Here is a 26986-nt window from a genome sequence, read left to right as displayed (position 1 = left end):
CGAGGCACAAACAAACATAAAAGGGTATCCTCACAGGCTGTTATCAACAGGCCTGTAAGAATACCCTTTTTTATTGTGTTAATAGATTTAGAGTTTCATATTACTGCTGTGACCCGGTGAAAGCTTGGCTTCTGGATCAATGTACACCTTAGCATTATTCACAGCCGTTGGAGCTTCGCCAAATCCTACAGCAATCAGCTTCAGCTTACCAGGATAAGTTGTGATATCGCCGGCAGCAAATATGCCTGGAATACTTGTTTCCATACGCGAGTCAACAACAATGGAGTTCCCCTCAATCTCAATACCCCATTCGGCAATAGGACCTAGGGAAGAGATGAATCCGAAGTTAACAATAACGCTGTCCACTTCAATTTCTTGAGTTTCTTTGGTCTTGATATTTGACAATGTAACCTTAGTAATGAACTCTTCACCATGCAGCTCTGTAATTTCAGTAGGGGTAACTACGTTAACCTTGGAAGCCATCAGGTTCTCAACGCTATGTTCATGCGCACGGAATTTATCCCGGCGGTGAATCAGGGTTACCTGTTCAGCGATGGGTTCCAGCATGAGTGCCCAGTCAACTGCAGAGTCACCGCCACCGCTGATCAGAACTTTTTTATCTTTAAAGGCATTTAGATCATTTACAAAATAATGGAGGTTTGCTTTTTCAAAACGTCCAGCGTTGGGTAATTCCAAACGACGAGGTTCAAATGCACCTACACCAGCTGTAATGATGATCGCCTTACTGTGGTATTCGGCTACATCGGTTGTAACCACAAAATGACGTTCGTCCCGTTTTTGAACAGAAATCACTTTCTCCTCCAGCCGGATATTGGATTGGAACATATCCATTTGCCGAGACAGGTTGTCGACCAATTCTTGTGCTGTTACTTTTGGAAAACCTGCCACATCATAAATGTATTTTTCTGGATAAAGGGCAGCAAGTTGTCCCCCCAATTGGGGCATACTTTCAATAAGGGTTACTGATGCCTGACGCATTCCGCCGTAAAATGCGGCAAACATGCCAGCTGGCCCGCCACCTATGATTAAAAGGTCGCTCATAGGAACGCTGGATTGCTCTTGGGTCACGGGATATTACACCTCCGAGTTGATATATTCATTTTGCCATACTTGTGTACCTACTTATTATAATCATTGTGACACATACCTGCAAAGAAAGACTTTAGAAGTCAATAAAAGTGTGACGTTTTTTAGTATTTTAATGTTTGATTAATGCTACACTAAGGTTTACAATGGATATGGTCAATTTAGAAATGCTTCAAGTTTGATTGGAATTTCTTCTAAATATAAGTGTATAAATTCACAAAAAGGACCGTACATTGTTTCAATAAAAAATACAAAGACAGATTTACCTCTTGGAAGGAGCCGGAACATGAGTAGTATTCCCAAAATCGTTATCTTAGGCGCGGGCTATGGGGGTATTTTGACCGCACAGCGCTTGCAGAAGGCTTTGAATTATAATGAAGCGGATGTCACGCTTGTAAACCGTCACGAGTACCACTATTTTACTACCCATCTACATATGCCTGCCGCGGGTACGGACAGTATTGAACACACTCGGGTGTCCATTTCGAAACTAATCGATGAATTCAAGATCGACCTCGTGAAGTCATCTGTTCAGGAAATTCGTACTCAGCAGAAAAAGATTATTTTGGAGGATGGTACCCTATCGTACGATTATCTTGTCATTGCTTTAGGTGGAGAGCCTGAAACATTTGGTATTCCTGGACTTGATAAATACGCACTGACAATCCGGAGCATCAATTCCGTTCGTTTAATTCGCGAGCATATTGAATATCAATTCGCTAAGTACAAGAACGAGAACAATGCTCAGGAGCATATTAATTTTGTTGTCGGTGGTGCCGGCTTTAGCGGTATCGAATTTGTAGCTGAATTAGCTGACCGTATCCCTGGACTGTGTAAAGAATATGACGTTGATCCAAGTATGGTTAATATATATAACGTAGAGGCTGCTCCGACAGCACTGCCTGGTTTTGCTCCTGAGCTTGTTGAGTATGCGATGGACTTGCTCACCAAAAAGGGAGTTACCTTCAAGATGGGGGTTGCGATCAAGGAGTGTCTGCCAAACGGGGTGATTCTGGCATCAGGCGAAGAAATCAAAGCCTCCACAATTATTTGGACAGGCGGAATCCGTGGCAATCGTCTTATTGAGGCTGCCGGATTTGAAGCTATGCGTGGGCGCGTGAAGGTAGATGAATATCTACGTGCACCGGGCCAAGAGAATATCTTCATTATTGGTGATGGCTCCCTTATGATTAATCCGGAAGGACGCCCTTACCCGCCAACCGCTCAAATTGCTATGCAGCAGGGTGAATGTTGTGCGCATAATTTGGTGGCAGCAATCCGCAATCAACAGCCGAAGAAATTCGCATTCAGCAATAAAGGAACCGTAGCTTCCCTAGGCAAAGGCCAAGGAATCGCTGTAGTAGGCAGCAAAACTTACAAGGGCTGGACTGCAGCTCAGTTGAAAAAAGTTGTAGATATGCGCTACTTGTTCATTATCGGCGGAATTCCGCTGGTTCTGAAAAAAGGAAGATTCTTATAAGATGCGCCATTGCAGCGTACAGGTACGCGGACTGCTGACTCGGGAAGAATTGGACCGTTATAACGGACTGATAGAGGTTGGATCTTATCTGGAGGATCAGAACCAGTATGATCTGGCTTATATCGTTCAGAAGGAAATTGATCTGCTCATTCTCCCTGGTATCGAACGCCTGAAGGATAAAGGGCGCGCTCGGGATCGGGCCACGGCTGAATATCTGGAAAGTTTACGTGAAGATGATGAGGATAACGAAGATGAGGATTCAGGAACTTCGGTGTCTTAATCTAATAATATGGCAATAAAAAGGGTGTGTCTCCATACGAACTGGAGACACACCCTTTTTTGTTATTACAGCTTGAGCATTTCTTCAAAAGATTCTTCAGTCAGCAGATTGCCGACATAAAAAGGTCCGAATTCGCCGTAACGAGCACTTACTTCGTCAAAACGCATTTCGTATACCAGCTTTTTGAATTGCAGTGCATCTTCAGCGAACAGAGTCACGCCCCATTCCCAGTCATCAAAACCGACGGAGCCGGTGATAATTTGCTTCACTTTGCCTGCATATGAACGTCCAATTAACCCGTGTGAAGCCATGAGTTCCCGGCGTTTGTCCATATCAAGCATGTACCAGTTATCGGCAAGCTCGCGTTTTTTGTTCATAGGATAGAAACAGATGTGTTTCGCTTGCGGTAAAATAGGCTTTAGCCGTGCGGCAACATGCGGATTCTGCATTGGATCGCTGCCGTCGCTGCCACTGCCACCAGCAGCGTAGTTGCTTAATTCAACAATACTTACATATGAATAAGCTTTGGTTGTATATTGAGCAAAAGCGATTTTGTTAAAGGCGGTCTCAAGTTGGTTCAAAGCTTCTAGGCTTTCGCGCAAAAACATCATTACAAAATCGGCCTTTTGGCCCACTATGGAGTATACTGCGGTGCTGCCTTCTTTAGCTTCCTCAACAGGGCTCCATTCCTGCATAAAAGCATGTAGTTCTTCCAGGGCAACGGCACGTTCTTCATCATCTGCTGCCGTCCAAGCGGTCCAGTTCAGAGAGCGGAAGTCATGCAGTGCATACCAGCCTTCCAGTGTCAAAGCGGCTTCGATCATGATCTCACTCCTTAAAAGTTTTACGAAGCATAAGCCTCGTTGAAATAACATCGCGTAAAACTTGCTCCGAAAGCATACGCTTAGTTTTACGAAGCATAAGCCTCGCCCAAAATAACATCGCGTAAAACTCGCAATTGAAGCATAAACTTAGTCTTACGAAGCATCTGCTTCATAGGCTATGTATGATCTGGTTAATCTACTTGCATTGTATCGCAATCAAGCCGCCAAGAGCAAACGGAGGCATCCTGTAAGTGTGCGAATTAGTGCGTGAATTTGAATAAAGTTCATTGCTTCGTGACATTTTTTCTAGTAAACTTACTACTAGCTTGTAAAAGATGTGCGCTTCTTTATAGAAAGGGGTGGAGACGGTAAGATGGGATTTATTCCAGTGTTTATCCTAGCCGTTTTATTCTTTGTGATGATGTTTGGTATCGGCTTTATTCTTAACATGTTAATGAAGACAACCTGGTTCCCCGCTTATCTATTCGTACTTATTATTCTACCCGTCGTAATCTATTCTATTTGGGATAGAAACGCGATGTCGCTCTGGGAGCATCTCTCCAGTTTCCACTTTGTTGATTATCTTACAGGTGTCGCTGGTCTTGCAGGTGCTATACTTAGTGGATGGACCATTCAAAAGCTGCGCTTTGGCGGTTACAAGATGTTTTAAAGATTCGAAAGAGCCTATGTTATGAATCAGTCTTATATTTCTGCGAGAAACGGGATACCTTCCTCTTTAGAGGACGGCGAAGCCGTTTCTTCTTGTTTAATAGAGGTAGATATTCGTAAGAAGAAGTTGATTATATTGCGAAAAGAGTCGAAATTGGGATTTTATTTACATTTTCGCTATGTTAATTTGTGATAGAATAGAATCCTGTATGAATTCGTGTAAACAAGGGGGTATCCGTAGATGCGGATGAGTAACTTACATCATTTCACCGAACATCATCGGTACTGCGTTTCCCGCGAATTTGGTCTTAGTGTTATAGATGGACGTATGCTTAGCTCTGTATATCAACCTATGGTGGGAGCCTTTGCAATCAGTTTCTATCGCTTGCTGGTTGAACATGTGCCAGCAGATAGCATTGGCTATTCTGGAGTGGAGCAACAGCGCAGGCTATTTATGACTTTGGGTGTTGAACCCAATGAGAAAGGCCGCAAATATTTAATTGATCAGGCTTCCCGGTTAGAAGCAGTGGGTCTGTTGCAGACCTGTCGAATCTATGTGCCGGAAACAGATGATTATTTATATGAATATGAGCTAATGCCGCCGCTATCGCCAGCCGACTTTTTTGCCACTCAGCATTTAACCTTGCTGTTACGTGATAAGATAGGCAAATTTGCTGTGCTGTCCTTACGGGAACAGTTCTGGAATCGCGAGCCGGAAGAGTGGAGTCGCAGATCTATAGGCAAAGAGAATATTTCCGTGCCTTTTTATGATATTTTTCAACTTAATACACATGTCATTGATTATGAGCTGGAGCAAGCTTTGGCGGAGGTAGCCTCTGTTCGACAGCCCGGCACGCTTGAATCCGGAGAGCAGGCAATCGGATATAGTGACATTATTTTGCGTTTTCCACGGGAGTCTGTGAATCGGGCTCATGTAGAAAAACTGCGCTTTGACCATACTCAAATGGGTGTAATTAACTATGTTGCTCATAAATACGAACTGAGTCCGCAGGATTTATGTCGTTTGCTGGATGAGGATGGAGTGTTCTCACCGGAGGGCGAGGTAATGCTGGATGCGTTGCAATATAAAGCGAGCCAACATTTCAGGCAAGATATGAAACGACAGGAAAAACGTGAAATTGCAGCTGCGAAAGTTGTTTCTATCCGGACCAGTGCGACCGAAGAGAATGATGATTCTATAGCACCACCAGAGCAATCTGTTGAGATGGAGTATTATGTAGAAGTACCGCCACAATTTTTGTCCAAATGCGACATTCACCAATATAATATGATGCTGCGTAACGAACCTTATACAAGACTGCTACAAACCTTTTTCCCGGGTGCAGTGCCCAGCCATCTGATGGATATGTTCGAGAAAATAGATCTGAACTATAAGCTGAGCGGTGAAGTAATTAATGTACTCATTCATTATTTAATGACTATGGTAGCTTCGGGTGGAGAACAGCGGATGAACCGCAATTTTGTAGAGGCTATCGCCTCCAATATGCTGGTTAAACAAGTGAACACCTATGAGAAGGCTGTAAGATATATTAGAGATCAGTCCAAAGTGAAGGGCAAGGGGACAACGCCTAATACTGCTGGAGGAACACGATCACGTTCTTATGCCAAAAATACAGGCCGATCCAATAAACCGGAAATTCCGATTGTGCTGGATGATGGAAGTGCCGGAACAGTATCGGAAGAGGAATTCGCGGCGATGATGAAGAAAGCGGCAGAAATTAAGGCTAGTAAGAAAAAAGGCGTATCGCAAACGCCTTAACGAAAGAGAGGTGGAACAATGGAGTCTATGGGCGATGTACTTCGTTCGATCAACAATCCAACTCTACGGCAGCGTCAACGCGATCTTGAACAGGGGTTATTCAATCATCCACTTGTGAAGGCATTACAGTCCGAACATCCTGAGCTGGACGAATCACGACTGCGGCTTCATATGAGTCGCCTGTATCAATATGTAGAGGAAAGCCGAAACTGTGCGAACTGCCCAGGACTAGAGAAGTGTCCAAATGATTTTCCTGGCCATTATAGTAAACTAACGGTAGAAACTGTGAATGGTTCAGTGGATCTATATGAACGCAAGACGGCATGCCGACTTAAAGTGGCACAAGATAATCAGGATAATATCCGCAAACGTATTCGTAGCTTTTATGTGGACGAGCGTGTACTTAACGGCGGTTATGATGAGATAGATATTATGGGCAAAGACCCGCGCCGGGTCTCGGCTGTGAATAAAATATTTGATTATATCACCAGTGTTAAAGAGGAAGGCCTGACTTCACGCGGCATTTATTTACATGGCTCTTTCGGAACAGGCAAAACTTTTTTGATGTGTTATTTGCTGCATGAGCTTGCTGTTGCTGGATATACCGGAGTGATCGTATACATGCCAGACTTTATAGAGGACTTGAAATCGATCATGATGGATGGCCAGAAAATGAAGGAAACTGTCGATACGATGAAAAACTGTGATTTGCTTATTTTTGATGACATTGGTGCGGAAAATTTGAATCCTTGGGCTCGTGATCATGTACTTGGGGCGATCTTGAATTATCGGATGAACCGCAAACCAACCTTCTATACCTCGAATTATCCATTGGATGGCTTGGAGAAACATCTTAGCTTTACGAGCAAAGATGGTGAAGAGGTCTATAAAGGCCAACGACTAATGGATCGCATTGCTCCTTTTGTGGATGTGCTTCCACTGCATGGGGAGAATCAGCGAGGGGCCAATAGATAAGCTGGAATATTCATAATGTAAAATTTAAAAGAGCAGTGATTCCCCTTTTATTGGAGGATCGCTGCTCTTCGTTTTTTTAGTTATTCGAACTCAAACGCCGCTTTTTCCATGCTGCGAAGCAGGATCGCCGGAAGTCTTGAGTGTACTTTAATTGTCCAAACACACTTTCCGGTTGCAACATCTGGCGGGCATACTCACTCTGATCGATAATTAGGGAATACCTCCCTAAAATTTAGAGGTTTCTGCTCATTAGACTACTAATTAGGGAATATCTCCCTAAAAATGAACTGATTCGTCAGCGAAAATAGATATTCTCCCGATTATTAGGGAGGAATTCCCTGATTCTGTTCATTTATAGCAATTATCGGCTATAATCAGGGAGGTTTTCCCTCATTATTCTCAAAAAAAGAAGCCGTCCCATAAGTAGCATTCACTACTTTTGAGACAGCTTCTTTTTATTGTGCGATGATTCCTTTACTCCGAGAGAATGAATTTAAGGATGACCATTCCGAAAAAGACAACCGTCATAAACGTGGTCATTCCGAAAAATCCGGTCATTAAATCCCCAAGATCATTGCGGGGTTCTTCGTTGATATGTTCTCGTGGGTCCCGTACTTGCGCGTTAACATCCATAGTTTCTGCCTCCTTACAGGGACAAGCCCTGTATTGTTAGATGCAAATTGACATTAGTTTTATGAAATAAGTCATTGACAATTAATGCGCTTTCTTTAAGTATACCGAAATGCTGGGGAGGTTGTAAAGAAAAGAGTACGTAAAAAAAATACATTGAAGGCAATATAATTGCGAGTGATATTTCACATATCGCATAAAGATATGTTATACTTGTAATGTGTCGGTAAGTGGTAATTTGGTTATCATATTACATGAAACAATTTATTAACTCATATTTCGGAGCAGCTTCCATGAACTAAGCTTTGGCTTAAGATGTGCGTAATGCTTCGCAAAACTTAAAGGAGGAACAATATCATGGCTATCGTGAACGTGTCTGACCAATCCTTCAGTAACGAAGTGGAAGGTCAAGGTACTGTAGTAGTAGACTTCTGGGCTCCTTGGTGTGGTCCTTGTAAAATGCTCGCTCCAATCTTGGATGAATTGTCCACAGAGCTGGGAGACGACGTGAAAATTGCAAAATTGAATGTGGATGAGAATCCGGAAACGGCTTCCCGTTTTGGTGTTATGAGTATCCCAACTCTGATCTTCTTCAAAGATGGTCAACCGGTAGATAAAGTTGTGGGACTGAACTCCAAAGAATCCCTGAAAAATATCGTAGCAAAACATCAATAATTGATAGATGCTACTGTTCGGGCCTCGGCCCTGCCACTCAGCGCCTTCGGTTCATTCCGGAGGCGTTTTGTGTGCTGAATGCCAACTAATCATGGGTCCAATTTAGCTGGAGGGGATCATCTTGGACAATATCCGCAATAAACTGGCACTACTACCCGATCTGCCTGGCTGCTATCTGATGAAGAATCAGGAAGGCACTATTATTTATGTGGGCAAAGCGAAGGTACTCAAGAATCGGGTGCGGTCTTATTTTACAGGCAGTCATAATGGTAAAACGCAGCGGCTTGTCGCTAATATTGCTGATTTCGAATACATCGTTACGTCCAGTAACATGGAAGCGCTCATTCTAGAGTGTAATCTGATTAAGAAACATATGCCGCGTTATAATGTGCTTTTGAAAGACGACAAGACGTTTCCTTATATAAAAATAACGAATGAAACTCACCCGCGCCTTGAGGTTACACGCCGGGTGATTAAAGATAAAGCAAAATATTTTGGCCCTTATCCTAATGCTTATGCTGCTCAGCAGACAAAAAAGCTCCTAGATCGTATGTACCCGCTTCGTAAATGCGGTGTGATGCCAAAGGAGGTCTGTCTTTACTATCACATGGGCCAGTGTCTGGCACCGTGTGAGAAGGAGGTTCAGAAATCCGAGTATGAGCAGATTACGCAGGATATCGCTGCTTTTCTAGGCGGAGGTCATGAGGCGGTTAAAAAGGATTTACAGCAAAAAATGCAGGAAGCTGCTGAGGAGTTATATTTTGAGCGGGCGAAGGAACTGCGGGATCAGATTATCCATATCGATGCATTGATGGAGAAGCAGAAGATCAACACTACAGATACTAAGGACCGGGATGTATTTGGTTATGCTGTAGACAAGGGATGGATGTGTGTACAGATTCTGTACATGAGACAAGGGAAGATGATTCAGCGCCATTCCTCCGTGTTCCCGTTCTATGGTGAAGCCTACAGTGACTTTATGTCTTATGTGACGCAGTATTATAGTGATAATCCCGCTTTGCCGCAGGAGATTCTGCTGCCGGATGTGCTCGATGAGGAGTCTCTGGCTAATAAAGAGACTAAACCCGAGATCGCCATAGCTGCTCCAGCAGAAGCGGATTTACAACAGGGTGAAGATACTCCTGAATCGGCTGAAGAGGCTGAGGCACGTGCGACGGCGGCGGAGGAAGCTGCGGCAGCAGGGATCGTGGATGCCGCTGGCGGTGCTTCCATTCTGCAGGAGTGGCTGGGCATTAAGGTGCTTGTGCCACAACGCGGTCTTAAGAAGCAGATGGTTGGCATGGCTTGTCAAAATGCAAGAGTGGCTATCGACGAGAAATTCCGGCTGATTGAACGGGATGAAGAGCGTACCTCTGGAGCAGCGATCAGCTTAGGCGAGAGCTTGGGGCTTGAACGCTTGAGCCGTATTGAGGCGTTTGATAACTCGAACATTCAGGGGACTAACCCGGTCTCTGCGATGGTTGTCTTCATTGATGGCAAGCCTGCACGAAAAGAGTATCGTAAATATAAGGTTCGTACGGTAGTGGGTGCGGATGATTATGGAACGATGCGCGAGGTCATTCGGCGGCGATATGAACGGGTGTTGAAGGAGAATCTTCCGATACCGGATCTTATCGTGGTCGATGGAGGGAAAGGGCAAATCTCCTCTGCTATTGATATTCTGGAGAATGAGCTGGGATTATTCATTCCGGTCTGCGGCCTTGTTAAGGATGATAAGCATAAGACGGCTCAGCTTTTGGTTGGAGATCCGCCAGAGCCTGTCGCGCTAGCCCGGGACAGTCAGGAATTTTACCTTTTGCAACGGATTCAGGATGAGGTCCATAGGTTCGCGATCACCTTCCACCGTGAACAGCGCGGGAAGTCCATGGTTACCTCCAAGCTGGATTCTATACCTGGTATAGGTGAGAAGCGCCGTAAAGCGCTGCTTAAGCATTTCGGATCGCTTAAGAAAATTAAAGAAGCCTCCGTGGATGATTTCCGTACACTTTCTATTGGAGAAAAGCTGGCAAGACAAATTCTTGATGCGCTCAAGGACGAAGAGCCAACCTCATAGCAATGATGACAAAAGAAAAAGGGTATCACAGCAGCGACTAAAGCTGCTATGATGCCCTTTTTTTAATTTGGTTATAGGATGTACACTATTTTATTTTCTTAAATCAAAGAAGAAGGCTCCACCGGCTTAGGTTTCTGTGGTGGATTAAATCGATAGACGATGTAAGCGACTATGAACGGCATAATAATCGCGAAGATACCCGCGCCTACATTTACGCTCTCCTTCATAAAGATCAGCGTAGCGCCCATCAGGATGCTGTCAAACACGACGTGGCTGAACATGACAGCAATAAATCCGTAACGAAGGAAAATATAACTGAACAGCAGCCCGATTACGGTCAGCTCAATCGGACGGGAGCTGATGGGATAGATCGGATATAACGTATGGCCAAACGCCCAAACCAGCGTGGTGATCAAGCAAGCGACGAAAGTGTTCCGGAACACCTTTTTCAGCATAGGGATTCCGAAAAAGCGATAAATGGCTTCCTCAGATAAACCAGCGAGCCATGCGACGATAGGCAGAAGCCAAGCATATCTCATGTTATAAGGAGACTGGGTGGCGTCTGTAGTAGACCAATTGTGCAAGGTAAACGATAATATGATGAACATAACCGTCTGCACCCCTAGCAGAACGAAAGCCCACATGTATCCAGCCCGGATACTATCCAACACATATTGTCCATAGCCGGGCTCTTTGGCGCGGGGCCAAGGGTTCATGCCTCCCTCTTTTCGCCATAGGCCATTGCCGCCCACTAAAGAGAAGTAAAGCAAGGAGGACATCAGCAGGCTGTATAAAGCATAAATGATAAACATAATGACAGAGGTAATCTGTGCTTCTAGCCCTTCGCCTGTTGATTCAGGCAGCATATTATAGGTGCTGATCATCATGATTACAAAATAGGCTGAGCTTAGGAATACCCCACGTTTAAAGGAAGTATGCTCTCTTCTAAGAATACTGTAGACGAGTGCCAGAATTCCTAAAATCAGTGTGGGTATACCGTAACCGAATAATGTCAGCTTTTCCGCTAAAGAGGTCTGTCCTTGTACGTAGGAGGTATGCCAAGCCGGTGCAGTGAATCCGGCATTAAAGCTGGAGACCTGCTCTCCACTGAAATCAAAATAATAGTGCAATAAGGATTCGCCGACCTGAACAGTGCTATCCGTATACACCAGCCCATGGCTTCCTGTATTCGATTCAATTTGTAGCTTGGCAGGATTTACTTCCCATTCCTGAAGCCAAGGACGAGCAAGATTCTCCTTCTGCGCTAGAGTGAGGTCAGCTCCCTTGTCCTCTTTTGCACCAACGGAAGCAATGCCAGCCCCCTCTTCGGAGGCAACTTTTGCAGCCTTTGAGAAAGCGACAATCTCGCCGGTATACATATTGAGGTCAACAATGATTTGCGGCTCTTGATCCGCTGACGGAGTAAGCGTTGCACGAAAGACATCAAAAGGATATTTTTGATCCAATTTTTTCTTGGTATAGTCCTCCACAAGCTTCTCGCGAGACATATAACCATAAAAGGAAGAGTCCGTCTCGTAAAGTACATTCCATTGATCGTTTGGTGCTTCGGTGTAATTGAGCTTTTGTTCTGCGAATAATACGGCTTGGTCACGGGCTTCTGCCTTGCTAATGACGGTGGTATCTTCCCCTGTAGAGCTGCTTAGCAGCGAAGGGGAAATCTGAAACATAATAAATAGAATAAGACCGATAATGCCCGAGATGATGAGCCTCTTGGAGAGGGCACGTTGCTGTAGGGGCTGGCCGACGGGATTCATGTAACGCCTCCTTGTTATGTACTGACAATATTATGTTCCATTATAGTATTAGTGCCTGGCTGGTTACAAAAAACATTATATGTTCTTTTTATGGGTAATAGAGATAGTATAGAATAGTCATGTGAATTTATACCATGAATTTTATCGTGTTCATTTGTGTACGAATGGTGAGAATCGGTGTAATTGCAGGGAAAACACGGAAAAGTGATGAGAAAAGGTACTCCATTTGATGCAGTCTCTTTAAACCGCATTTTTTCATGTGAATGAGCATTAATTGTGTCTTTGTGAATTCACTAAATAACGTATATAATTTGTATGCAATTGTATAGTAGCCGAATTTCTGGTGAAAACGGGGGAACCATAAGAAGTGATGAAAAGTGGAGTGTACAAGATAAATGGCACTTTCATCAGGGGTGAATTTCGTTCTAGGAACGAATAGGGCAGCCTGCACAGTCCGAATCCGACAGCTAACCTCGTAGGCTAATTTACTGCAGGAACCAAGTCAGCATTGGTTTTCCAGTGCTTTTTTTGTTGGAATTTTTGATAAGAAGGTGAGCAAAGTGGCTTCACAGTTTCGCAGGATTTCTGAATTTAAGTTTCTGAAGCTCTCGCCGCCGCAGATACTGGTGCTTGGTTTTGCATCGATTATTCTGATAGGGGCCTTGCTGCTTATGCTGCCCATCTCAAGCACAAGCGGGAATTCCGTAGAATTTATTGATGCATTATTTACTTCAACTTCGGCAACCTGTGTAACAGGGCTTGTTGTGCTGGATACCGGAACTTCGTTCACGATTTTTGGGAAAACCGTAATTATGATCCTGATCCAGATCGGCGGCTTAGGTTTTATGACCATGGCCACTCTATTTTCACTGGTGTTAAAGCGTAAAATATCTTTGCGGGACAGGCTAATCCTACAGGAAGCCATGAATCAAGGCTCTATGGAAGGAATTGTGCGGCTGATCCGAAGAGTCCTTATATATTCTCTTGTCATAGAAGGCTGTGCCGCTTTGCTGCTGTCTATTCGCTGGGCTTTTGATATGCCACTTGGAAAAGCGATTTATTTTGGCGTATTTCATGCGGTGTCTATGTTTAATAATGCGGGGTTCGATATTTTTGGGGATTTTCGCAGTTTAACTGATTATGTATATGATCCGCTTGTGAATATTATTGTGATGTTTCTGATTGTCTCCGGCGGGATTGGTTTTATTGTAATGTCAGATCTGGTGGAGTTTCGGGTAACCCGCAGGCTGTCTCTACATAGTAAAGTTGTCCTGTCCACCAGCACAGGGCTGATTCTGATCGGAGCTTTGGTTATTTTTATATTCGAGTTTACTAACACTCGTACCCTGGGTTCACTGAATTTTGGCGGTAAAATATTATCAGCCTTCTTTCAATCCGTGTCTCCCCGTACGGCTGGCGCGAACACAGTTGATATTGCTGGACTTCGGCAGGCTACACAATTTTTTATAGTGATTCTTATGTTTATTGGTGCTTCTCCAGGCTCAACGGGCGGCGGGATCAAGACAACAACCTTTACGATGATGATTGGTGCTGTTATTGCTATGCTGCGTGGACGGGAAGATGTTGTGTTGTTCCGTTATCGGCTGGCTCAAGAGCGCATCTACAAGGCATTAACGATCACACTGCTGGCTTTGTTGTTAATCGCCTCTGTGTCGATGATACTCTCCACAACTGAAGACAGTAATTTCTTGGCAATCTTGTTTGAGACGACCTCCGCCTTTGCTACGGTAGGACTGACTATGGGGCTAACTCCGGAACTGTCAGCGATCGGTAAGATTCTACTCTGTCTGACGATGTTTGCAGGTCGGCTAGGTCCACTAACCTTAGCGTATGCACTCGGTCCCAAACAGGGTAAACCATTGTATAAGTATCCGGAAGGTAAAATAATTATTGGATAGGAGTTAATTAGAAATGAAAGCACAGCAATTTGTAGTAATCGGCTTAGGTCGCTTCGGTTCAAGCCTGGCGCTTGAGCTGATGGAAATGGGCTACGAGGTGCTCGGCATTGACCACCATGAAGAACGCGTGGAGGAAATGAGCGATCAGCTGACGCATACGGTAGTAGCAGATGCTACAGATGAGGGAATTATGCGCTCGCTTGGTGTACGGAACTTTGATTGTGGGATTGTTGCGATTGGTGACAATATGGAGAGAAGCATTCTGGCGGCCATTTTGTTAAAGGAGATTGGAGTCAAGCAAGTGGTGGCTAAGGCAATCTCCATCCTTCATGGCCGCGCATTGTCGCGGCTGGGGGTTGATCGGGTTATTTTTCCGGAGCGGGATATGGGGATTCGTGTGGCACACCAGCTGGTGACGCCCAATTTGCTGGATTATATTGAACTGTCCAAGGATTATAAAATTGTCGAGCTGACCGTGCCATCCTGCATGAACGGCAGAAGCTTGTCCGATTTAAATACAAGAGCTAAATATGGCTGCAGCATTGTTGCCCTAAATAGGGAAAGCGGAATAATCGTCGCTCCAACTGCCCATGATTATTTAAGTGAAGGCGATGTTATGGTACTCATTGGTCCTAATGAAAGTATTGACCGTTTTGAGAGTGAAGTTGTGAACCAAGAATCATAGGAAAAGAAGCTGACTCAAAAGTAGTGAATTCTACTTGGGGGCAGCTTCTTTTTTATGGAGTAAAGAGTAGGAAAAGTAATGGATTTCACTATGCCATATGGCTATAGACCACGCGTAGTGTTCTAATATATTGGTTTGTGCGGTTGACGAGTTGTTAGGTGTGATATTCGTACGGCTGTAGTAGATGATTTGTGGTATCTGTGACGGTGGACTATGGGCGATATGCGTTCTTTGTTTGTACGATGTACAGAGTGGGTGTGAACTAATTAGGGAAAACTTCCCTGAAAACAGCCGCTATTCGCTCTAAATGAACGAAATTAGGGAATTTCTCCCTAATAATTAGAGGGATTCCTTATTAGCTACTGAATCGGCCAAAAATTAGGGAAGTTTTCCCTAATTATAAGTCTTATGAACAAAAATCTCTGAATTTTAGGGAGAAATCCCCTAATTTTTCGATAAGTGCTTCACTTATTGCCTCATTTGGAGATCAATAGGTGCGCCCCTTGATTCATTTGGTCCGGCTTTACTGCTCACGTTCTGTCAGAAACATCTCTTCGGTTACTTGCACCAGACTGCGAGCCGCCGTGCTCATGCTTCCATCGTCACGGTAAATCAGGCAGGTGGTCCGTTGAGTCTGCTCCAGCTCCTTGATATGTAAGGACACCAGTCCGCCGCCGTTCAGCAGCTCTGGACGCAGATAAGACTTTGGCAGCAACGCAGCCGCTTTGACAGTCGGAAGCAGCCGCACGATGGCTTCGAAGGAGTCAATCTCCATGCGCACATCGGGATCAATCCCGCAGCGCTGGAATAGATCGTCCGTCAGGCGCCGGTACCAGGTACCCTTTGAGAAGAGAATCATAGGCAGCCGGGATAGATTATCCATGGTTAGCTTGGAGGATAAATTTAAAGGATGCTGCTCTGAGACGACCAGTCGCAATTGATCCTCAAACAGAGAAATGCAGCGTAACCCAGGTTCTTGAATAGAGGAAGCGATCAGACCTACATCTGATTTCCCCTCACTAACTGAGGATACGATCTCATGCGTTCGGCCTGTAATCAGCTTCAGCTCTGCGGTCGGATATTTGTCCATATAAGCGTTAACCAGCGGCGGAAGCGTGGTCTGCAGTGAGGTAAGACTAGCCCCCAAGGTGACAAGCCTTGGCTCCCCCTCTTTGAATTTAGAAAGGGCTTCCAGAAACTTGGAACGCTGCTGCCGTTGTTCAAGCGCATAGGAATAAGTGAGACGCCCAACCTCGGTTAACTCCAGTCGTTTGCCATAACGATTAAACAGTGCGACCCCCAGACGTTCCTCGAGTTTAGAAATTTTGCGAGACAAGGCGGGCTGGGATAGATTGAGCTGGCGTGAGGCCCGGTTTAAGCTGGAATGTTCCACAACTGCTGCAAAAACATCTAAATCGTCAAACATAATTGAGTTCCTCTCCTAATGCGATGTACGATCAGTAGTGATGAAATTCATAGCCGTAAGAGTAACTGTTCTTATTACATAAGGAAAATCAGGTTATGTCGGAAAATGTTGTTTCGCTAAATGAGAATTATTATCATATAAAATCTATTCTTATGCGTTTATTGTATAACGTTTAATAATTAGATTGCAATTCCCTTATAAGCGAAAAAAGAGTAACATGAAAAGTGACACAAGATATTCACATTTTGTGAAAAATAAAACTTAGTCCGGTAAACTCTAGGATAACGGTAAATTAAGGAATTATGTCATTGGATTGTCAACGTTATCCTGTGTCAAATGTAGTTCCGGCGGTGAATACCCATTAATGAAAACGCTGTTTTAATCGGAAAGGGGTTACTTTGTATGAAAGGATTTTATTCCAGAAAGATTCATTCCTTGCTAGGCGTTATCCCACTTGGAGCCTTCTTCATTGAGCACATGATGACGAATTTTGCGGCTGTAGAGGGTGGCGCTTCCGGTTTCACTGACAGCGTGTTATGGCTGAACAGCTTACCGCTCGTCTTCTTCCTGGAATTGTTCGGTATATGGCTTCCTCTGCTGTACCATGGGGTATACGGACTTTATATTGCGTATCAATCCAAGCCGAACTTGAACCGTTTCAACATTGAAAGAAACTGGCGTTATACCCTGCAACGGATTACAGGTATTGTTACCTTTATCTTTATCGTCTGGCACTTGTTCCAAACACGGGTTCAGGTGGCAGTGGGTAATGTGGAGCACGAAGAATTAGGCGGTCTCATGCACGATATCGTGACTCAGCCACTTCTGCTGACACTGTATATTATCGGTATCGTTGCTGCATGCTTCCACTTCTCGAACGGTCTCTGGTCTTTCTTAATCAGCTGGGGAATTACCGTCGGTCCTCGTGCACAGCGGGTATCTTCTTACCTCTGTCTTGGCATATTTGTCTTAGTAACGTTCATGTTCCTGATTTCGCTGGTTACTTTCCGTGACAGTGAATTTCAAACTGCAGCAACTATTGCCCAGTCCATAAAGACCTTCATTTAATTTAAGAATCCTTTCTGATATTTTCGATAAAAGGAGTGAACTATCATGGCAACATCCGATATCATTATCGTGGGCGGCGGTCTGGCCGGGTTGATGGCTACCATCAAGGCAGCGGAAGCTGGTGCGCATGTCCATTTATTCTCATTAGTTCCTGTAAAAAGATCACACTCCGTATGCGCGCAAGGCGGCATCAATGGCGCGGTAAATACAAAAGGTGAGGGCGACTCCCCTTGGGAGCATTTTGACGACACTGTCTATGGCGGTGACTTTTTGGCGAATCAGCCGCCGGTTAAGGCGATGTGTGAAGCTGCGCCAGGTATCATTCACCTTATGGACCGGATGGGCGTTATGTTCAACCGCACACCGGAAGGTCTGCTCGATTTCCGTCGTTTCGGCGGAACGAAGCGGCACCGTACAGCTTTTGCCGGCGCGACAACAGGCCAACAGCTGCTGTACGCGTTGGATGAGCAGGTGCGCCGCTGGGAATCTGAAGGTCTCGTAACTAAACGCGAGAACTGGGAGTTCCTTTCGGCTATCATCGACGACGAAGGTGTATGCCGCGGCATCAGTGCCCAGAATCTTAAGACGATGGAGATTGAGACTTTTCCTGCGGATGCTGTTATTTTGGCAAGCGGCGGGCCGGGTATTATTTTTGGCAAAACAACGAACTCCGTTATTAATACAGGGACAGCTGCAAGTGCGGTGTACCAACAGGGCGTACATTATGCCAACGGAGAATTTATCCAGATTCACCCAACCGCTATTCCGGGAGATGACAAGCTCCGCCTGATGTCGGAATCGGCACGTGGCGAGGGCGGCCGTATCTGGACTTATAAAGACGGGAAACCGTGGTATTTCCTCGAAGAAAAATATCCGTCCTACGGTAACTTGGTGCCGCGCGATATTGCTACACGTGAGATTTTTAATGTGTGTGTGGATCAAGGGCTGGGCATTAATGGCGAGAACATGGTGTATTTGGACCTCTCTCATAAGGATCCGAAAGAGCTGGACGTGAAGCTTGGCGGGATTATTGAAATTTACGAAAAATTCATGGGGGATGATCCCCGTAAAATACCAATGAAGATCTTCCCGGCTGTACACTATTCTATGGGCGGCATGTGGGTTGATTACAATCAAATGACGAACGTTCCTGGTCTTTTTGCAGCCGGAGAATGTGAATATCAATATCATGGAGCGAACCGTCTAGGCGCCAACTCACTGGTATCTGCTATTTACGGCGGTATGGTCGCAGGACCAAAGGCTGTTGAATACATTAAAGGCCTGAAGAAATCATCGCAGGATATCTCTTCTTCCGTATTCGATAGCTTCCACAAAAAGCAAACGGACAAATATGAATCTCTGTTAGCGATGTCAGGTACAGAGAATGCTTATGTGATTCACAAGGAACTGGGCGAATGGATGACCGCCAATATGACCGTGGTGCGGCACAATCCGAAGCTGGAAGCGACCATTGGCAAAATCAAAGAGCTTAAGGAGCGTTATCGCAAGATCAATATGAATGATGCATCGCGCTGGAATAACCAAGGTGTGGCCTTCACTCGCCAGCTCTGGAATATGCTGGAGCTGTCCGAAGCGATGACACTTGGAGCGCTTATGCGCAATGAGAGCCGTGGTGCACATTACAAACCAGAATTCCCAAATCGTAATGATGAGGAGTTCTTGAAGACCACAAAAGCAGCCTGGACTGCAGAGGGTCCACAAATCTCCTACGATGAAGTGGATGTCTCGCTGATTCCTCCACGGGTACGCGATTATTCGAAGGATTAATGCTTTCCAGTAACAGAATAGCTTGCGAGGCAAGCTTCATGAAATAAAATCAGGCAATTTGAGGAGGGAACCATTATGGCGGAAACAGCTGCAGCTCCCAAAAACGTAAAGTTTATCATCACCCGCCAGGACGATCCACAAAGTTCATCGTATGTCGAGGAATTTGAACTTCCTTATCGTCCAGGTATGAATGTGATCAGTGCTTTGATGGAAATTCAGCGTAACCCTGTGAATGCCAAAGGTGACAGCACAGTTCCCGTATGCTGGGATTCCAACTGTTTAGAAGAAGTGTGCGGAGCTTGCTCCATGGTGATTAATGGCAAACCCCGCCAAGCCTGCGCTGCACTTATAGACAATCTGGAGCAGCCTGTACGCATTGAGCCTATGAAGACATTTCCGGTGGTGCGTGACTTAGTCATTGACCGTACCCGGATGTTCAATGCGCTAAAAAGGGTGAAAGCATGGATTCCGATTGACGGTACGTACGATCTTGGACCGGGACCGCGGATGCCGGAGAAAAAACGGCAGTGGGCCTATGAATTATCCAAATGTATGACCTGTGGCGTATGTTTGGAGGCTTGTCCGAATGTCAACGAAAAGACGGATTTCATCGGACCGGCAGCCATTTCTCAAGTACGTCTGTTCAATGCTCACCCTACAGGTGAAATGAACGCTGACGAAAGATTGGACGCTCTTATGGAGGATGGCGGGATCGATGGCTGTGGTAACTCACAGAACTGTGTACGCGCTTGTCCAAAGGGGATTCCTCTTACGACATCTATTGCAGAAATAAACAAGCAAACAACGAAGCATATGTTCAAACGTTGGTTAGGTGTGTAATTAATAGTACCGCCAAATGTTTATCTATTGAGCTATCCTCAAAGTGGATTCCATTCGCTGGGGGTAGCTTTTTTTATGTTGTTAAGACTCTCTTATCTGCTTGAGGCGGGAAAGTCTTGCAGGGCTGGAGCAAGTTCAGAATATTGACCAATTTATGCTATAATATCCATTGTTAACGTAATGTTAGCTGTGGAACAAGGAGGAATAATCGTGATTTGTCGGGAGCAAGATGGAGCAATTGTAATGGTTAAGCAGCATGATCACGGGAAACTTGCCGGAGAGCTGGCCATTGGGTTCAAAGAGCAGCATGTGCCAACTGAAGGACGCCGGGAAGAGGTACTGTGGGCAGTAGCCCAGCATGATAGGGGTTGGATTGATCTCGATGAGACCCCTTTCTGGAATGATGCGGAGCAAGCACCCTACACCTTTATTGATTTTCCTGTAGTGCCTAAGTTGACCTTTTATAAGCGTGGATTAGATGAGATCGAGGAACACACACCGTACGGAGCGTTGCTGTGCAGCTTGCATTTTGAGCGGCTTATTAAGATTTCGGGACTCGATTATCCAGAACTAACGTTATATCAAGAACATGAAGAGGAACGCAGAGCACGTATCCATCGGGAGCTTGAAGCTTCTAAGCCTATCGGAGAAGATGAGCTGTATTATGATGCCCGTCTTTTAGAATTCTGCGATGATCTGTCCTTGTATTTGGCCTTAAATGAGCCGGGGTGTCCGAAATCAGAGGAGCATCCATGGTGGCGTGAAGGGTTCTCAGGCACTGAAGATTTCAGTTTTACGTCAGGTCGTGTTATCACAGCGGAGTGGCAGGATAAGTCAACGTTAATGCTTGAACCGTTTCCTTTTGTAAAAAACCTGGAAGTAGCATTTATGCTGAGACGAGTTCAAAAATCAGAAATCGCAAAAAAAGGGATTGCACGCGCTTACAGCGAAACTCCGGAAGAAGAATGCCGGATTGTTCTAACTGCCCGAAATAATATATAAGTTATTATTTGGACCGTCTGTTTTTCGGGGAAAAGGTAAAGAAAGGAGAATCTCCCTATGAAGATACAATCGTCTGGGGCTTCTCCCAATAAGAATGGCGATAAGATCCACAAGGACCCCTCTAAGGGGCGTTCTGGTAGCGAGTCTACAATTACCCGCCGGCAGTTCCTGACTCGGAGTGCGGCTGCTGTAATCGGCGCAGGATTGCTTACAAGCGGATATGCATGGCAGGGGGAGCCGAACTGGATTGAGGTCACTAAGCTGGACTTGCGTTTTAAGGAGCTTCCTTCCGCTTTTTCAGGGATGAAGCTTGTTCATTTCAGTGATACGCATCTCGGATTTAATAAGGATGCCAGGGATCTGGCCCGACTCGCTAAACATATAAGCAAAGCTGAACCGGATCTTATTTGCTTCACGGGTGACATTGTGGACAGCGATCCTGAGGATCTTGTTGAAGCCGTACCGGTGCTGGCAGCGTTAAGTGCGCCATTGGGTAAATTTGCGATATTAGGCAATCATGATTACAAGAATACCCAGCTGGTTACCGAGCTGCTGGAGTCTGCGGGCTTCCGGGTGCTGAGGAATAAATCCTACCTTCTAAAAAGAGGCGGGGCAGTCATGGCGGTTACGGGGCTGGATGATCTGTTACACGGTAAACCCGACCCAGCGAAAGCCATTACTGGTGTTCCTGAAGGAACCTTTAACGTCCTTTTGATGCATGAGCCGGATTATGCGGATACCGCACAGGCCTATTCATTTGATCTACAGCTTTCCGGGCACAGTCATGGCGGACAAATTCGCCTGCCCTTTATAGGTGCGCCATTTACACCTTATGGATCTCTTAAATACATAAATGGATTGTATTATACAGAAGACAAAGCCATGCCTGTGTATGTGAATAGAGGGTTTGGAGAGACATACATGCCTTTTCGGTTATTGTGTAGGCCAGAATTAACGGTTCTGACGCTGCATCGGTCCATGAGCTGATTAGGCTGGAATTTTAGCTGCACGGAAGGGGAGAGAAGATGAGCACCTATGGAGCAGTGTTGTTAGAGACACAACATGGTTTAGCAGTTGATCTGAGGCTGATCATGCCTGAGGATGTTTTAGCTTTGCGGCAGCTGCTCTCCCATCCAGATGTGCAGCGCCATATTCTAGTACGCTCTGGCCCTGGATCAGCATCTGCCCAGGTGGAGAAGCTGGTAAACCGGATGTTATTTGCCTTCGATCCTTGTGCGCTGCATGCCGGGATCTATTTAAAGGGGCAGCAGCGGTTGATCGGTATAGTGGCTTTGCAGAATTGGAACCGCCGTGAGGGCACAGCTACCTTAGGATATATGCTGGACCCGGCATGGTGGGGATGCGGGCTGGCGACGGAGGCCGTGGGTTTGTTTTTGAACTATAGTGTTCATACCCTTGGGATAACAAGGATCGAAGGACGCTGCACAGGAGATAATATTAGATCGGAACGTGTGATGCTCAAGAACGGTATGAAGCTGGAGCGGGTGATGCCCAAAGTCGGCTCCTTGGACGATGTAATGAAAGTATTCACATTGTTACACAAATGAAATAATGCCGTTATCAAACTCTAACAGTGTGCGGTTAAACTAAGTACATGACCCCCTTTTAAAAATATACTGCTTTGGGACCCGATGATTCGGGTCCATTTTTTTTGATTGAAAAGAGTAGCGTAAGTGATTGGCAGTACCGAATCCGATCGTTTATGATTAACATACTATGGAGTGGAATGACCAAGGAGGCGTAACATTTTGAATGAAGTGGTACAAACATTAAAAAATCATCGTTCTTTCCGGCAATATTCAGACCAGCCTGTGGAGTCAGAGAAGCTACAAACAATGATTGAATCGGCTCAAGCCGCACCGTCATGGGTTCATGGACAGCAGTTATCGATAATCGCCATCAAAGATCCTGCGCGTAAGCAGCAGCTTTCAGTTTTGTGCGGAAATCAGAAGCATGTAGCGGCAGCACCGGTTTTTTTGGTATTTTGCATGGATTTTTATAGAGCTAAAGTAGCTAGTGAGCTGGAAGGCAAGTCTTTTGAAGCCGTAAAAGATGTGGATGCACTTTTGGTTGGAGCTACAGATGTGGGAATCTCATTGTCTAACGCGATTGCAGCGGCGGAATCCATGGGACTGGGCATCATTCCTATTGGGGGTGTGCGCCGCAACACAGCGGGTGTGATTGAACTGCTGAAGCTGCCGGAGTACGTATTCCCTGTCGTCGGCCTATGCGTGGGATACCCAGCGGAGGAGGTTTCTCAGAAGCCGCGGCTGCCACTGGAAGCTATATTTCATGAGGAGCAATACAATCCGGACGTACAAGGCCTCCTGGAGGCGTATAATCAAACCCACCGTGAATTCTTGCAGCAGCAGGGGATGACGGAGAGAGATTGGACCAGTACGATTGCTCATTTTTATGATATCAACCCGGAATATGGAGATGCGAAACGTACGCTGAAACAACAAGGTTTTAGCTGTGATAATCTGTAAATAAACAAAAAGATGCACCAAGCTGAGATTGGTTTAACGGAGGGTGAACCCTGCCTCTAAACCAATAACGCTTGGTGCATTATTTAATTTCTCGCTTAAACGCTTACCGTCCTTATAGGGACGGTGAAGGCGTTTAAGCTTGTTTACAGAGAAACTTTGACTTTTTGGCGCTGCTTGTAATAAACCCAGTGTGTAAAGCCTATTTCTTTAAGCTGTGCAGCTACCGCATCCCGATCCTCGGCGACCCGGGACGGCTTATGTGCATCCGAACCAAAACTAACCTCTACGCCAAAATGTAGTGCCCGCTCCAGAATATCTTCAGAGGGATACCAGCCGCCGACCAGCTTAGTCCCGCCTGAGGTATTGATTTCGATGGCCACGCCACATTCACTGATTACACGCAGACAATCGTCAATCGGCTGAGGTGCAGGGATTTCGGAAAAAGCAGGATAATTCCCCTTCATCGCATCAATATGTCCGAGTATTTGGAACATACCACTGCGTGCGGAATCAGCAATTAACCGGTAATATTCAGACTTCACGCGGATCTTCTCATTTTTGCTAAGGTTTTTCCAGCGCCCTTTGTTAAAAATGCTGACTCCACCAACACTATGTACCGATCCAATCACATAATCAAAAGGGTAGGCGGATAATGTCTTACGGTATATCTCAGCATGTTCGGGGAAGTAATCTGATTCGATGCCTAACAGTACGTCGATAACGCCTTCGTACTCTTTTTTGAGGGAGAGAACATCATCAACATAATTAGCAAATTCGGATTTAGCCATTGCGATTTTGGGAAAAGCCTGATCGGATGGATCTCCGAAATAGGGAGTATGATCGGAAATACCTATAACTCCCAATCCAGCGGCAATCCCAGCTTCGATATAATCTCTAATCGTTCCGTCAGCATGGCCACAGCGGAAATGGTGGGTGTGTAAATCAAATTTCATCAAGAACATCTCCTTTAAACAAGGTTATGCAATCAGCTCAGAAGTAATCGGTTCCACTTTGTGGGTGGGATTTATTCAGACCCGATAAATTGGGTTTCTGGCATGCCTTTAAGATCGCTTAGGAACTGCCTCATAGCAGAGTTTACGTATTTTCCTGATTTTGTGATCACGCCAACAGGATGGGTGACTTCCAGCTCAATAATTGGCACAATTTTGAGGGTGCCGGCTCGAACCTCAGCGGTTACTGACTGCTTGGAAATAATGGCGGCGCCCAAATCGAGCTCGACCATCCGTTTCACTTCCTCGCTGCTGGTCAGCTCCATAATGACCTGAGGTTGAATGCCATGTTTGTTCAGAACCTCATCCGCAAATTTACGGCCCACTGTATCTGGTGAGAGCAGAATTAGCGGGGTCTTGCTTAAGGCTTCTATCCCAGCGGTCTTCACTTGAGCGAGAGGGTGTCTGGGAGAGACCACCAGTTCGAAGGTATCATAATACAAAATGGAAGTAGACATGCCCGGGCTACGTCCAATTAAATAACCGATGCCGACATCAACAATGCCGTTTTCGACATGCTGATAAATTTGTGATGAGGACATAGAGGAAATTGATGTTTTGATATGGGGGAACTGGTCTTTAAAATAAGATAGAATACGCGGTAAAATTTGAATGGCGATTGAGGTAGTTGTGCCTAGAACTATATGACCTTGGGGATTTTCATCAAGATCTGCAAGCCGTTCCTTAAGTTCCTCGACAATCCTCACTATTTGTTCCGCATGCTCCAGAAAGACAGTCCCTCTATCCGTTAATGTAACAGGCTGGTTTCGGTCAACCAGCTGAGTCTTGAACTCTTCTTCAAGGCTCTTAATCTGTGCTGAAACCGCTGGTTGGGTCAGATTAAGCAGTTCTCCGGCCTTGCGAAAGCTCATCGTTTTGGAAATTGTTATTAGTGTCTCCAGCTGGCTGATGTTCATGGAATACCTCCTTTGGACCATCGAATTGGATGTGTAATTGCGTTAATATCTTACGTTCCACGTTGGCATTTGTTTAAATTATAGGAGATAATACCCGGCAGAGCAATGTTGCTGCGTAAACTATCTTGGGTTTGAATTCGACATATGCATTAATTTTTGCTGAATTGTGCCGATATATAAAGTATAATATATCCATATTGCTTGGGACTTTTGGTATATGACCAAAGCACGATAAAGGGGGAGACTAGACATTCATGAAAGCAGAAGTAATTAATCCGTTTCTAGAGTCTGCACGGACTGTTATAGAACAAGTAATTCAGGTCTCGCCTTCTACGGGGAGTTTAGGCATTAAAGAAATTGAACTGATCGATAATCATATATGGATTCAAGTAGGGATGACAGGCCAACTGAGCGGAAATATTATATTTGGTATCGCGGAGCAGGTAGCCTTGCGAATGGTATCGATTATGATGGGTGGCTTTGTGATCACCGAGATGGATGAGATGGGTCAAAGTGCGATTTCAGAGCTGAGCAATATGATCAGTGGGAATGCCAGTACCATTCTATATAATCAAGGTGTTTCGGTGGATATAAGTCCTCCTCAGATTATGAAGATGGAAAGCATGTCTTTTATGCCTCGTAAAGCGCTTAGTATTCCGTTGTTGATGGATGGGGTTGGAGAGATGGATATTCAGGTGATGATCTCTTAGGCAAGAGTTAGGAGCTGAAATACTTTTCATGGTACTCAAAGATAAGGTTGTTGTGATTACAGGAGCGTCCAGCGGCATTGGTGCATTAACAGCACAGATGCTTAGTAAAAAGGGGGCAATCCCCGTCCTGGTAGCACGTTCTGAAGCGAAGCTGAAAGAAACAGCGGCCGGTATCCCGGGCGTTTTTGGACTGTACACCTGTGACGTAACAGATGCTGTAGGTGTTCAGAAGACCTTCGCACAAATTTTGGCCGCATATGGCAGAATTGATATTTTGCTAAATAACGCAGGGTACGGCAAATTTGCTGCTTTTACGGAGATGGAGCCTCATGAATTTGACGATATGATGGATGTTAACTACATGGGGATTGTCCGGTGCACGAAGGCTGTTGTTCCACATATGCTGGAGCGGGGAAGCGGCCAGATTGTAAATGTGGCTTCCATGGCAGGGAAGATAGGCACAGCCAAATCCGTAGCCTACACAGCTACCAAACATGCTGTTCTCGGATTCACAAATGCGCTCCGTCAGGAGCTGCGGAAGAGCGGAATTATCGTCTCGGCTGTGAACCCGGGGCCTATCGCCACCGATTTTTTCAAAACGGCAGACCCGTCTGGCAATTATGAGAAGAGTGTAGCCCGGATGATGATGACCCCAGAGCATGTATCTTCTAAGATCGTTAAGGTTATGGAGACCGGCAAAGAAGAGCTCGATCTTCCGGGTCTGGCAGGGTTTGGCATACGGCTTTACGGGCTGTTTCCTCGCCTGGCGGACAAGCTTACTTATAATGCGATGAACAGAAAATAGACCCTGTTGTCAGCTTTATTGGCCTTCCATTTGGTGG

At 45.3% G+C, this 26986-nt stretch carries 25 protein-coding genes and 1 riboswitch; of the genes, 18 read left to right on the top strand and 7 right to left on the bottom strand.

Annotated features, from left to right (window positions below):
• Window positions 1–87 precede the first annotated feature (87 nt).
• Window positions 88–1062, bottom strand: coding sequence for an NAD(P)/FAD-dependent oxidoreductase (locus NSQ50_RS25955; protein WP_036685581.1), 975 nt, complete (start codon window positions 1060–1062; stop codon window positions 88–90).
• A gap of 331 nt (window positions 1063–1393) precedes the next feature.
• On the opposite strand from NSQ50_RS25955, the gene NSQ50_RS25950 reads away from it, so the two are divergent.
• Together NSQ50_RS25950 and NSQ50_RS25945 are read left to right on the top strand one after the other, a co-directional pair.
• On the top strand, window positions 1394–2587 hold the full coding sequence (locus tag NSQ50_RS25950; RefSeq protein ID WP_036685230.1) for an NAD(P)/FAD-dependent oxidoreductase: 1194 nt from the start codon (window positions 1394–1396) through the stop codon (window positions 2585–2587).
• Window position 2588: 1 nt separating this feature from the next.
• Window positions 2589–2867: a hypothetical protein gene (locus NSQ50_RS25945; RefSeq protein ID WP_036685228.1), complete on the top strand. Its 279-nt coding sequence runs from the start codon at window positions 2589–2591 to the stop codon at window positions 2865–2867.
• Between the two features lie 65 nt (window positions 2868–2932).
• Here the strand turns inward: NSQ50_RS25945 and hemQ are convergent, their stop codons facing one another.
• Window positions 2933–3691: a hydrogen peroxide-dependent heme synthase gene (gene hemQ / locus NSQ50_RS25940; protein ID WP_036685226.1), complete on the bottom strand. Its 759-nt coding sequence runs from the start codon at window positions 3689–3691 to the stop codon at window positions 2933–2935.
• 373 nt (window positions 3692–4064) lie between these two features.
• Here hemQ and NSQ50_RS25935 point away from each other — a divergent pair, with 373 nt between their 5' ends.
• The 3 genes from NSQ50_RS25935 (at window position 4065) to dnaI (ending at window position 7115) form a co-directional block, all read left to right on the top strand.
• The gene (locus NSQ50_RS25935) at window positions 4065–4361 is read left to right on the top strand and encodes a YuiB family protein (RefSeq protein WP_036685224.1); all 297 of its coding nucleotides are present in this window, start codon (window positions 4065–4067) and stop codon (window positions 4359–4361) included.
• A 240-nt stretch (window positions 4362–4601) separates the two neighbouring features.
• A complete protein-coding gene (locus NSQ50_RS25930) occupies window positions 4602–6140 on the top strand; it encodes a DnaD domain protein (RefSeq protein WP_036685221.1) in 1539 nt (512 codons plus the stop codon).
• 18 nt (window positions 6141–6158) lie between these two features.
• On the top strand, window positions 6159–7115 hold the full coding sequence (gene dnaI / locus NSQ50_RS25925; protein ID WP_036685219.1) for a primosomal protein DnaI: 957 nt from the start codon (window positions 6159–6161) through the stop codon (window positions 7113–7115).
• 474 nt (window positions 7116–7589) lie between these two features.
• Here the strand turns inward: dnaI and NSQ50_RS25920 are convergent, their stop codons facing one another.
• Window positions 7590–7748, bottom strand: coding sequence for a YqzM family protein (locus NSQ50_RS25920; RefSeq protein ID WP_094902239.1), 159 nt, complete (start codon window positions 7746–7748; stop codon window positions 7590–7592).
• A 354-nt stretch (window positions 7749–8102) separates the two neighbouring features.
• On the opposite strand from NSQ50_RS25920, the gene trxA reads away from it, so the two are divergent.
• Together trxA and uvrC are read left to right on the top strand one after the other, a co-directional pair.
• The gene (gene trxA / locus NSQ50_RS25915) at window positions 8103–8420 is read left to right on the top strand and encodes a thioredoxin (protein WP_036679814.1); all 318 of its coding nucleotides are present in this window, start codon (window positions 8103–8105) and stop codon (window positions 8418–8420) included.
• A gap of 121 nt (window positions 8421–8541) precedes the next feature.
• Complete coding sequence (gene uvrC, locus NSQ50_RS25910; RefSeq protein WP_306068397.1) at window positions 8542–10494, top strand: excinuclease ABC subunit UvrC; 1953 nt, start codon at window positions 8542–8544, stop codon at window positions 10492–10494.
• Between the two features lie 98 nt (window positions 10495–10592).
• On the opposite strand, the gene NSQ50_RS25905 is transcribed toward uvrC, so the two are convergent.
• Window positions 10593–12269: a CPBP family intramembrane glutamic endopeptidase gene (locus NSQ50_RS25905; protein ID WP_076224534.1), complete on the bottom strand. Its 1677-nt coding sequence runs from the start codon at window positions 12267–12269 to the stop codon at window positions 10593–10595.
• A 320-nt stretch (window positions 12270–12589) separates the two neighbouring features.
• Window positions 12590–12767, top strand: a riboswitch (cyclic di-AMP (ydaO/yuaA leader).
• A gap of 62 nt (window positions 12768–12829) precedes the next feature.
• Here NSQ50_RS25905 and NSQ50_RS25900 point away from each other — a divergent pair.
• Both NSQ50_RS25900 and NSQ50_RS25895 read left to right on the top strand, forming a co-directional pair.
• Window positions 12830–14188 (top strand): TrkH family potassium uptake protein, encoded by a 1359-nt coding sequence (locus tag NSQ50_RS25900; RefSeq protein WP_235219432.1) that lies wholly within the window; start codon window positions 12830–12832, stop codon window positions 14186–14188.
• A 13-nt stretch (window positions 14189–14201) separates the two neighbouring features.
• Window positions 14202–14873 (top strand): potassium channel family protein, encoded by a 672-nt coding sequence (locus NSQ50_RS25895; protein ID WP_036679808.1) that lies wholly within the window; start codon window positions 14202–14204, stop codon window positions 14871–14873.
• Window positions 14874–15396: 523 nt separating this feature from the next.
• Here the strand turns inward: NSQ50_RS25895 and NSQ50_RS25890 are convergent.
• On the bottom strand, window positions 15397–16299 hold the full coding sequence (locus NSQ50_RS25890; protein ID WP_036679806.1) for a LysR family transcriptional regulator: 903 nt from the start codon (window positions 16297–16299) through the stop codon (window positions 15397–15399).
• A 402-nt stretch (window positions 16300–16701) separates the two neighbouring features.
• Here NSQ50_RS25890 and NSQ50_RS25885 point away from each other — a divergent pair, with 402 nt between their 5' ends.
• The 7 genes from NSQ50_RS25885 (at window position 16702) to NSQ50_RS25855 (ending at window position 23507) form a co-directional block, all read left to right on the top strand.
• Window positions 16702–17367, top strand: coding sequence for a succinate dehydrogenase cytochrome b558 subunit (locus NSQ50_RS25885; RefSeq protein WP_036679804.1), 666 nt, complete (start codon window positions 16702–16704; stop codon window positions 17365–17367).
• Between the two features lie 45 nt (window positions 17368–17412).
• Entirely contained in the window at window positions 17413–19155 is a 1743-nt protein-coding gene (gene sdhA / locus NSQ50_RS25880; RefSeq protein ID WP_036679802.1) for a succinate dehydrogenase flavoprotein subunit, read from the top strand.
• 75 nt (window positions 19156–19230) lie between these two features.
• Window positions 19231–19995, top strand: coding sequence for a succinate dehydrogenase iron-sulfur subunit (gene sdhB / locus NSQ50_RS25875; RefSeq protein WP_036679800.1), 765 nt, complete (start codon window positions 19231–19233; stop codon window positions 19993–19995).
• Window positions 19996–20205: 210 nt separating this feature from the next.
• On the top strand, window positions 20206–20997 hold the full coding sequence (locus tag NSQ50_RS25870) for a DUF3891 family protein (protein WP_051491089.1): 792 nt from the start codon (window positions 20206–20208) through the stop codon (window positions 20995–20997).
• Between the two features lie 57 nt (window positions 20998–21054).
• Window positions 21055–21984: a metallophosphoesterase gene (locus tag NSQ50_RS25865; protein ID WP_081382462.1), complete on the top strand. Its 930-nt coding sequence runs from the start codon at window positions 21055–21057 to the stop codon at window positions 21982–21984.
• A gap of 38 nt (window positions 21985–22022) precedes the next feature.
• The gene (locus NSQ50_RS25860; protein ID WP_051491088.1) at window positions 22023–22565 is read left to right on the top strand and encodes a GNAT family N-acetyltransferase; all 543 of its coding nucleotides are present in this window, start codon (window positions 22023–22025) and stop codon (window positions 22563–22565) included.
• Between the two features lie 210 nt (window positions 22566–22775).
• Entirely contained in the window at window positions 22776–23507 is a 732-nt protein-coding gene (locus NSQ50_RS25855; RefSeq protein WP_256717045.1) for an NADPH-dependent oxidoreductase, read from the top strand.
• A 143-nt stretch (window positions 23508–23650) separates the two neighbouring features.
• Here the strand turns inward: NSQ50_RS25855 and NSQ50_RS25850 are convergent, their stop codons facing one another.
• Both NSQ50_RS25850 and NSQ50_RS25845 read right to left on the bottom strand, forming a co-directional pair.
• Window positions 23651–24460 carry a histidinol-phosphatase gene (locus NSQ50_RS25850; RefSeq protein ID WP_076147900.1) on the bottom strand — a complete coding sequence of 270 codons (810 nt, stop codon included), beginning with the start codon at window positions 24458–24460 and terminating at the stop codon, window positions 23651–23653.
• 71 nt (window positions 24461–24531) lie between these two features.
• The gene (locus NSQ50_RS25845; protein WP_038573173.1) at window positions 24532–25434 is read right to left on the bottom strand and encodes a LysR family transcriptional regulator; all 903 of its coding nucleotides are present in this window, start codon (window positions 25432–25434) and stop codon (window positions 24532–24534) included.
• Window positions 25435–25688: 254 nt separating this feature from the next.
• Between NSQ50_RS25845 and NSQ50_RS25840 the strand changes: the two genes are divergently transcribed.
• Together NSQ50_RS25840 and NSQ50_RS25835 are read left to right on the top strand one after the other, a co-directional pair.
• Window positions 25689–26144 carry a chemotaxis protein CheX gene (locus NSQ50_RS25840; RefSeq protein WP_036679793.1) on the top strand — a complete coding sequence of 152 codons (456 nt, stop codon included), beginning with the start codon at window positions 25689–25691 and terminating at the stop codon, window positions 26142–26144.
• 28 nt (window positions 26145–26172) lie between these two features.
• Complete coding sequence (locus tag NSQ50_RS25835; protein WP_076099368.1) at window positions 26173–26949, top strand: SDR family NAD(P)-dependent oxidoreductase; 777 nt, start codon at window positions 26173–26175, stop codon at window positions 26947–26949.
• Window positions 26950–26986 lie beyond the last annotated feature (37 nt).

The organism is Paenibacillus sp. FSL R10-2788, assembly GCF_038003885.1.
GTDB lineage: Bacteria > Bacillota > Bacilli > Paenibacillales > Paenibacillaceae > Paenibacillus_AQ > Paenibacillus_AQ odorifer.
Note: the sequence above shows the minus strand (reverse complement) of the source record. Positions and strands in the feature narration are given on the sequence as shown.

What these genes read in the sequence shown, in the direction of transcription:
- NSQ50_RS25955 (WP_036685581.1), bottom strand. Translation starts at nt 1,062, where the DNA reads ATGAGCGACCTTTTAATCATAGGTGGCGGGCCAGCTGGCATGTTTGCC.
- NSQ50_RS25950 (WP_036685230.1), top strand. Translation starts at nt 1,394, where the DNA reads ATGAGTAGTATTCCCAAAATCGTTATCTTAGGCGCGGGCTATGGGGGT.
- NSQ50_RS25945 (WP_036685228.1), top strand. Translation starts at nt 2,589, where the DNA reads ATGCGCCATTGCAGCGTACAGGTACGCGGACTGCTGACTCGGGAAGAA.
- hemQ (WP_036685226.1), bottom strand. Translation starts at nt 3,691, where the DNA reads ATGATCGAAGCCGCTTTGACACTGGAAGGCTGGTATGCACTGCATGAC.
- NSQ50_RS25935 (WP_036685224.1), top strand. Translation starts at nt 4,065, where the DNA reads ATGGGATTTATTCCAGTGTTTATCCTAGCCGTTTTATTCTTTGTGATG.
- NSQ50_RS25930 (WP_036685221.1), top strand. Translation starts at nt 4,602, where the DNA reads ATGCGGATGAGTAACTTACATCATTTCACCGAACATCATCGGTACTGC.
- dnaI (WP_036685219.1), top strand. Translation starts at nt 6,159, where the DNA reads ATGGAGTCTATGGGCGATGTACTTCGTTCGATCAACAATCCAACTCTA.
- NSQ50_RS25920 (WP_094902239.1), bottom strand. Translation starts at nt 7,748, where the DNA reads ATGGATGTTAACGCGCAAGTACGGGACCCACGAGAACATATCAACGAA.
- trxA (WP_036679814.1), top strand. Translation starts at nt 8,103, where the DNA reads ATGGCTATCGTGAACGTGTCTGACCAATCCTTCAGTAACGAAGTGGAA.
- NSQ50_RS25905 (WP_076224534.1), bottom strand. Translation starts at nt 12,269, where the DNA reads ATGAATCCCGTCGGCCAGCCCCTACAGCAACGTGCCCTCTCCAAGAGG.
- NSQ50_RS25895 (WP_036679808.1), top strand. Translation starts at nt 14,202, where the DNA reads ATGAAAGCACAGCAATTTGTAGTAATCGGCTTAGGTCGCTTCGGTTCA.
- NSQ50_RS25890 (WP_036679806.1), bottom strand. Translation starts at nt 16,299, where the DNA reads ATGTTTGACGATTTAGATGTTTTTGCAGCAGTTGTGGAACATTCCAGC.
- NSQ50_RS25885 (WP_036679804.1), top strand. Translation starts at nt 16,702, where the DNA reads ATGAAAGGATTTTATTCCAGAAAGATTCATTCCTTGCTAGGCGTTATC.
- sdhA (WP_036679802.1), top strand. Translation starts at nt 17,413, where the DNA reads ATGGCAACATCCGATATCATTATCGTGGGCGGCGGTCTGGCCGGGTTG.
- sdhB (WP_036679800.1), top strand. Translation starts at nt 19,231, where the DNA reads ATGGCGGAAACAGCTGCAGCTCCCAAAAACGTAAAGTTTATCATCACC.
- NSQ50_RS25865 (WP_081382462.1), top strand. Translation starts at nt 21,055, where the DNA reads ATGAAGATACAATCGTCTGGGGCTTCTCCCAATAAGAATGGCGATAAG.
- NSQ50_RS25860 (WP_051491088.1), top strand. Translation starts at nt 22,023, where the DNA reads ATGAGCACCTATGGAGCAGTGTTGTTAGAGACACAACATGGTTTAGCA.
- NSQ50_RS25850 (WP_076147900.1), bottom strand. Translation starts at nt 24,460, where the DNA reads ATGAAATTTGATTTACACACCCACCATTTCCGCTGTGGCCATGCTGAC.
- NSQ50_RS25845 (WP_038573173.1), bottom strand. Translation starts at nt 25,434, where the DNA reads ATGAACATCAGCCAGCTGGAGACACTAATAACAATTTCCAAAACGATG.
- NSQ50_RS25840 (WP_036679793.1), top strand. Translation starts at nt 25,689, where the DNA reads ATGAAAGCAGAAGTAATTAATCCGTTTCTAGAGTCTGCACGGACTGTT.
- NSQ50_RS25835 (WP_076099368.1), top strand. Translation starts at nt 26,173, where the DNA reads ATGGTACTCAAAGATAAGGTTGTTGTGATTACAGGAGCGTCCAGCGGC.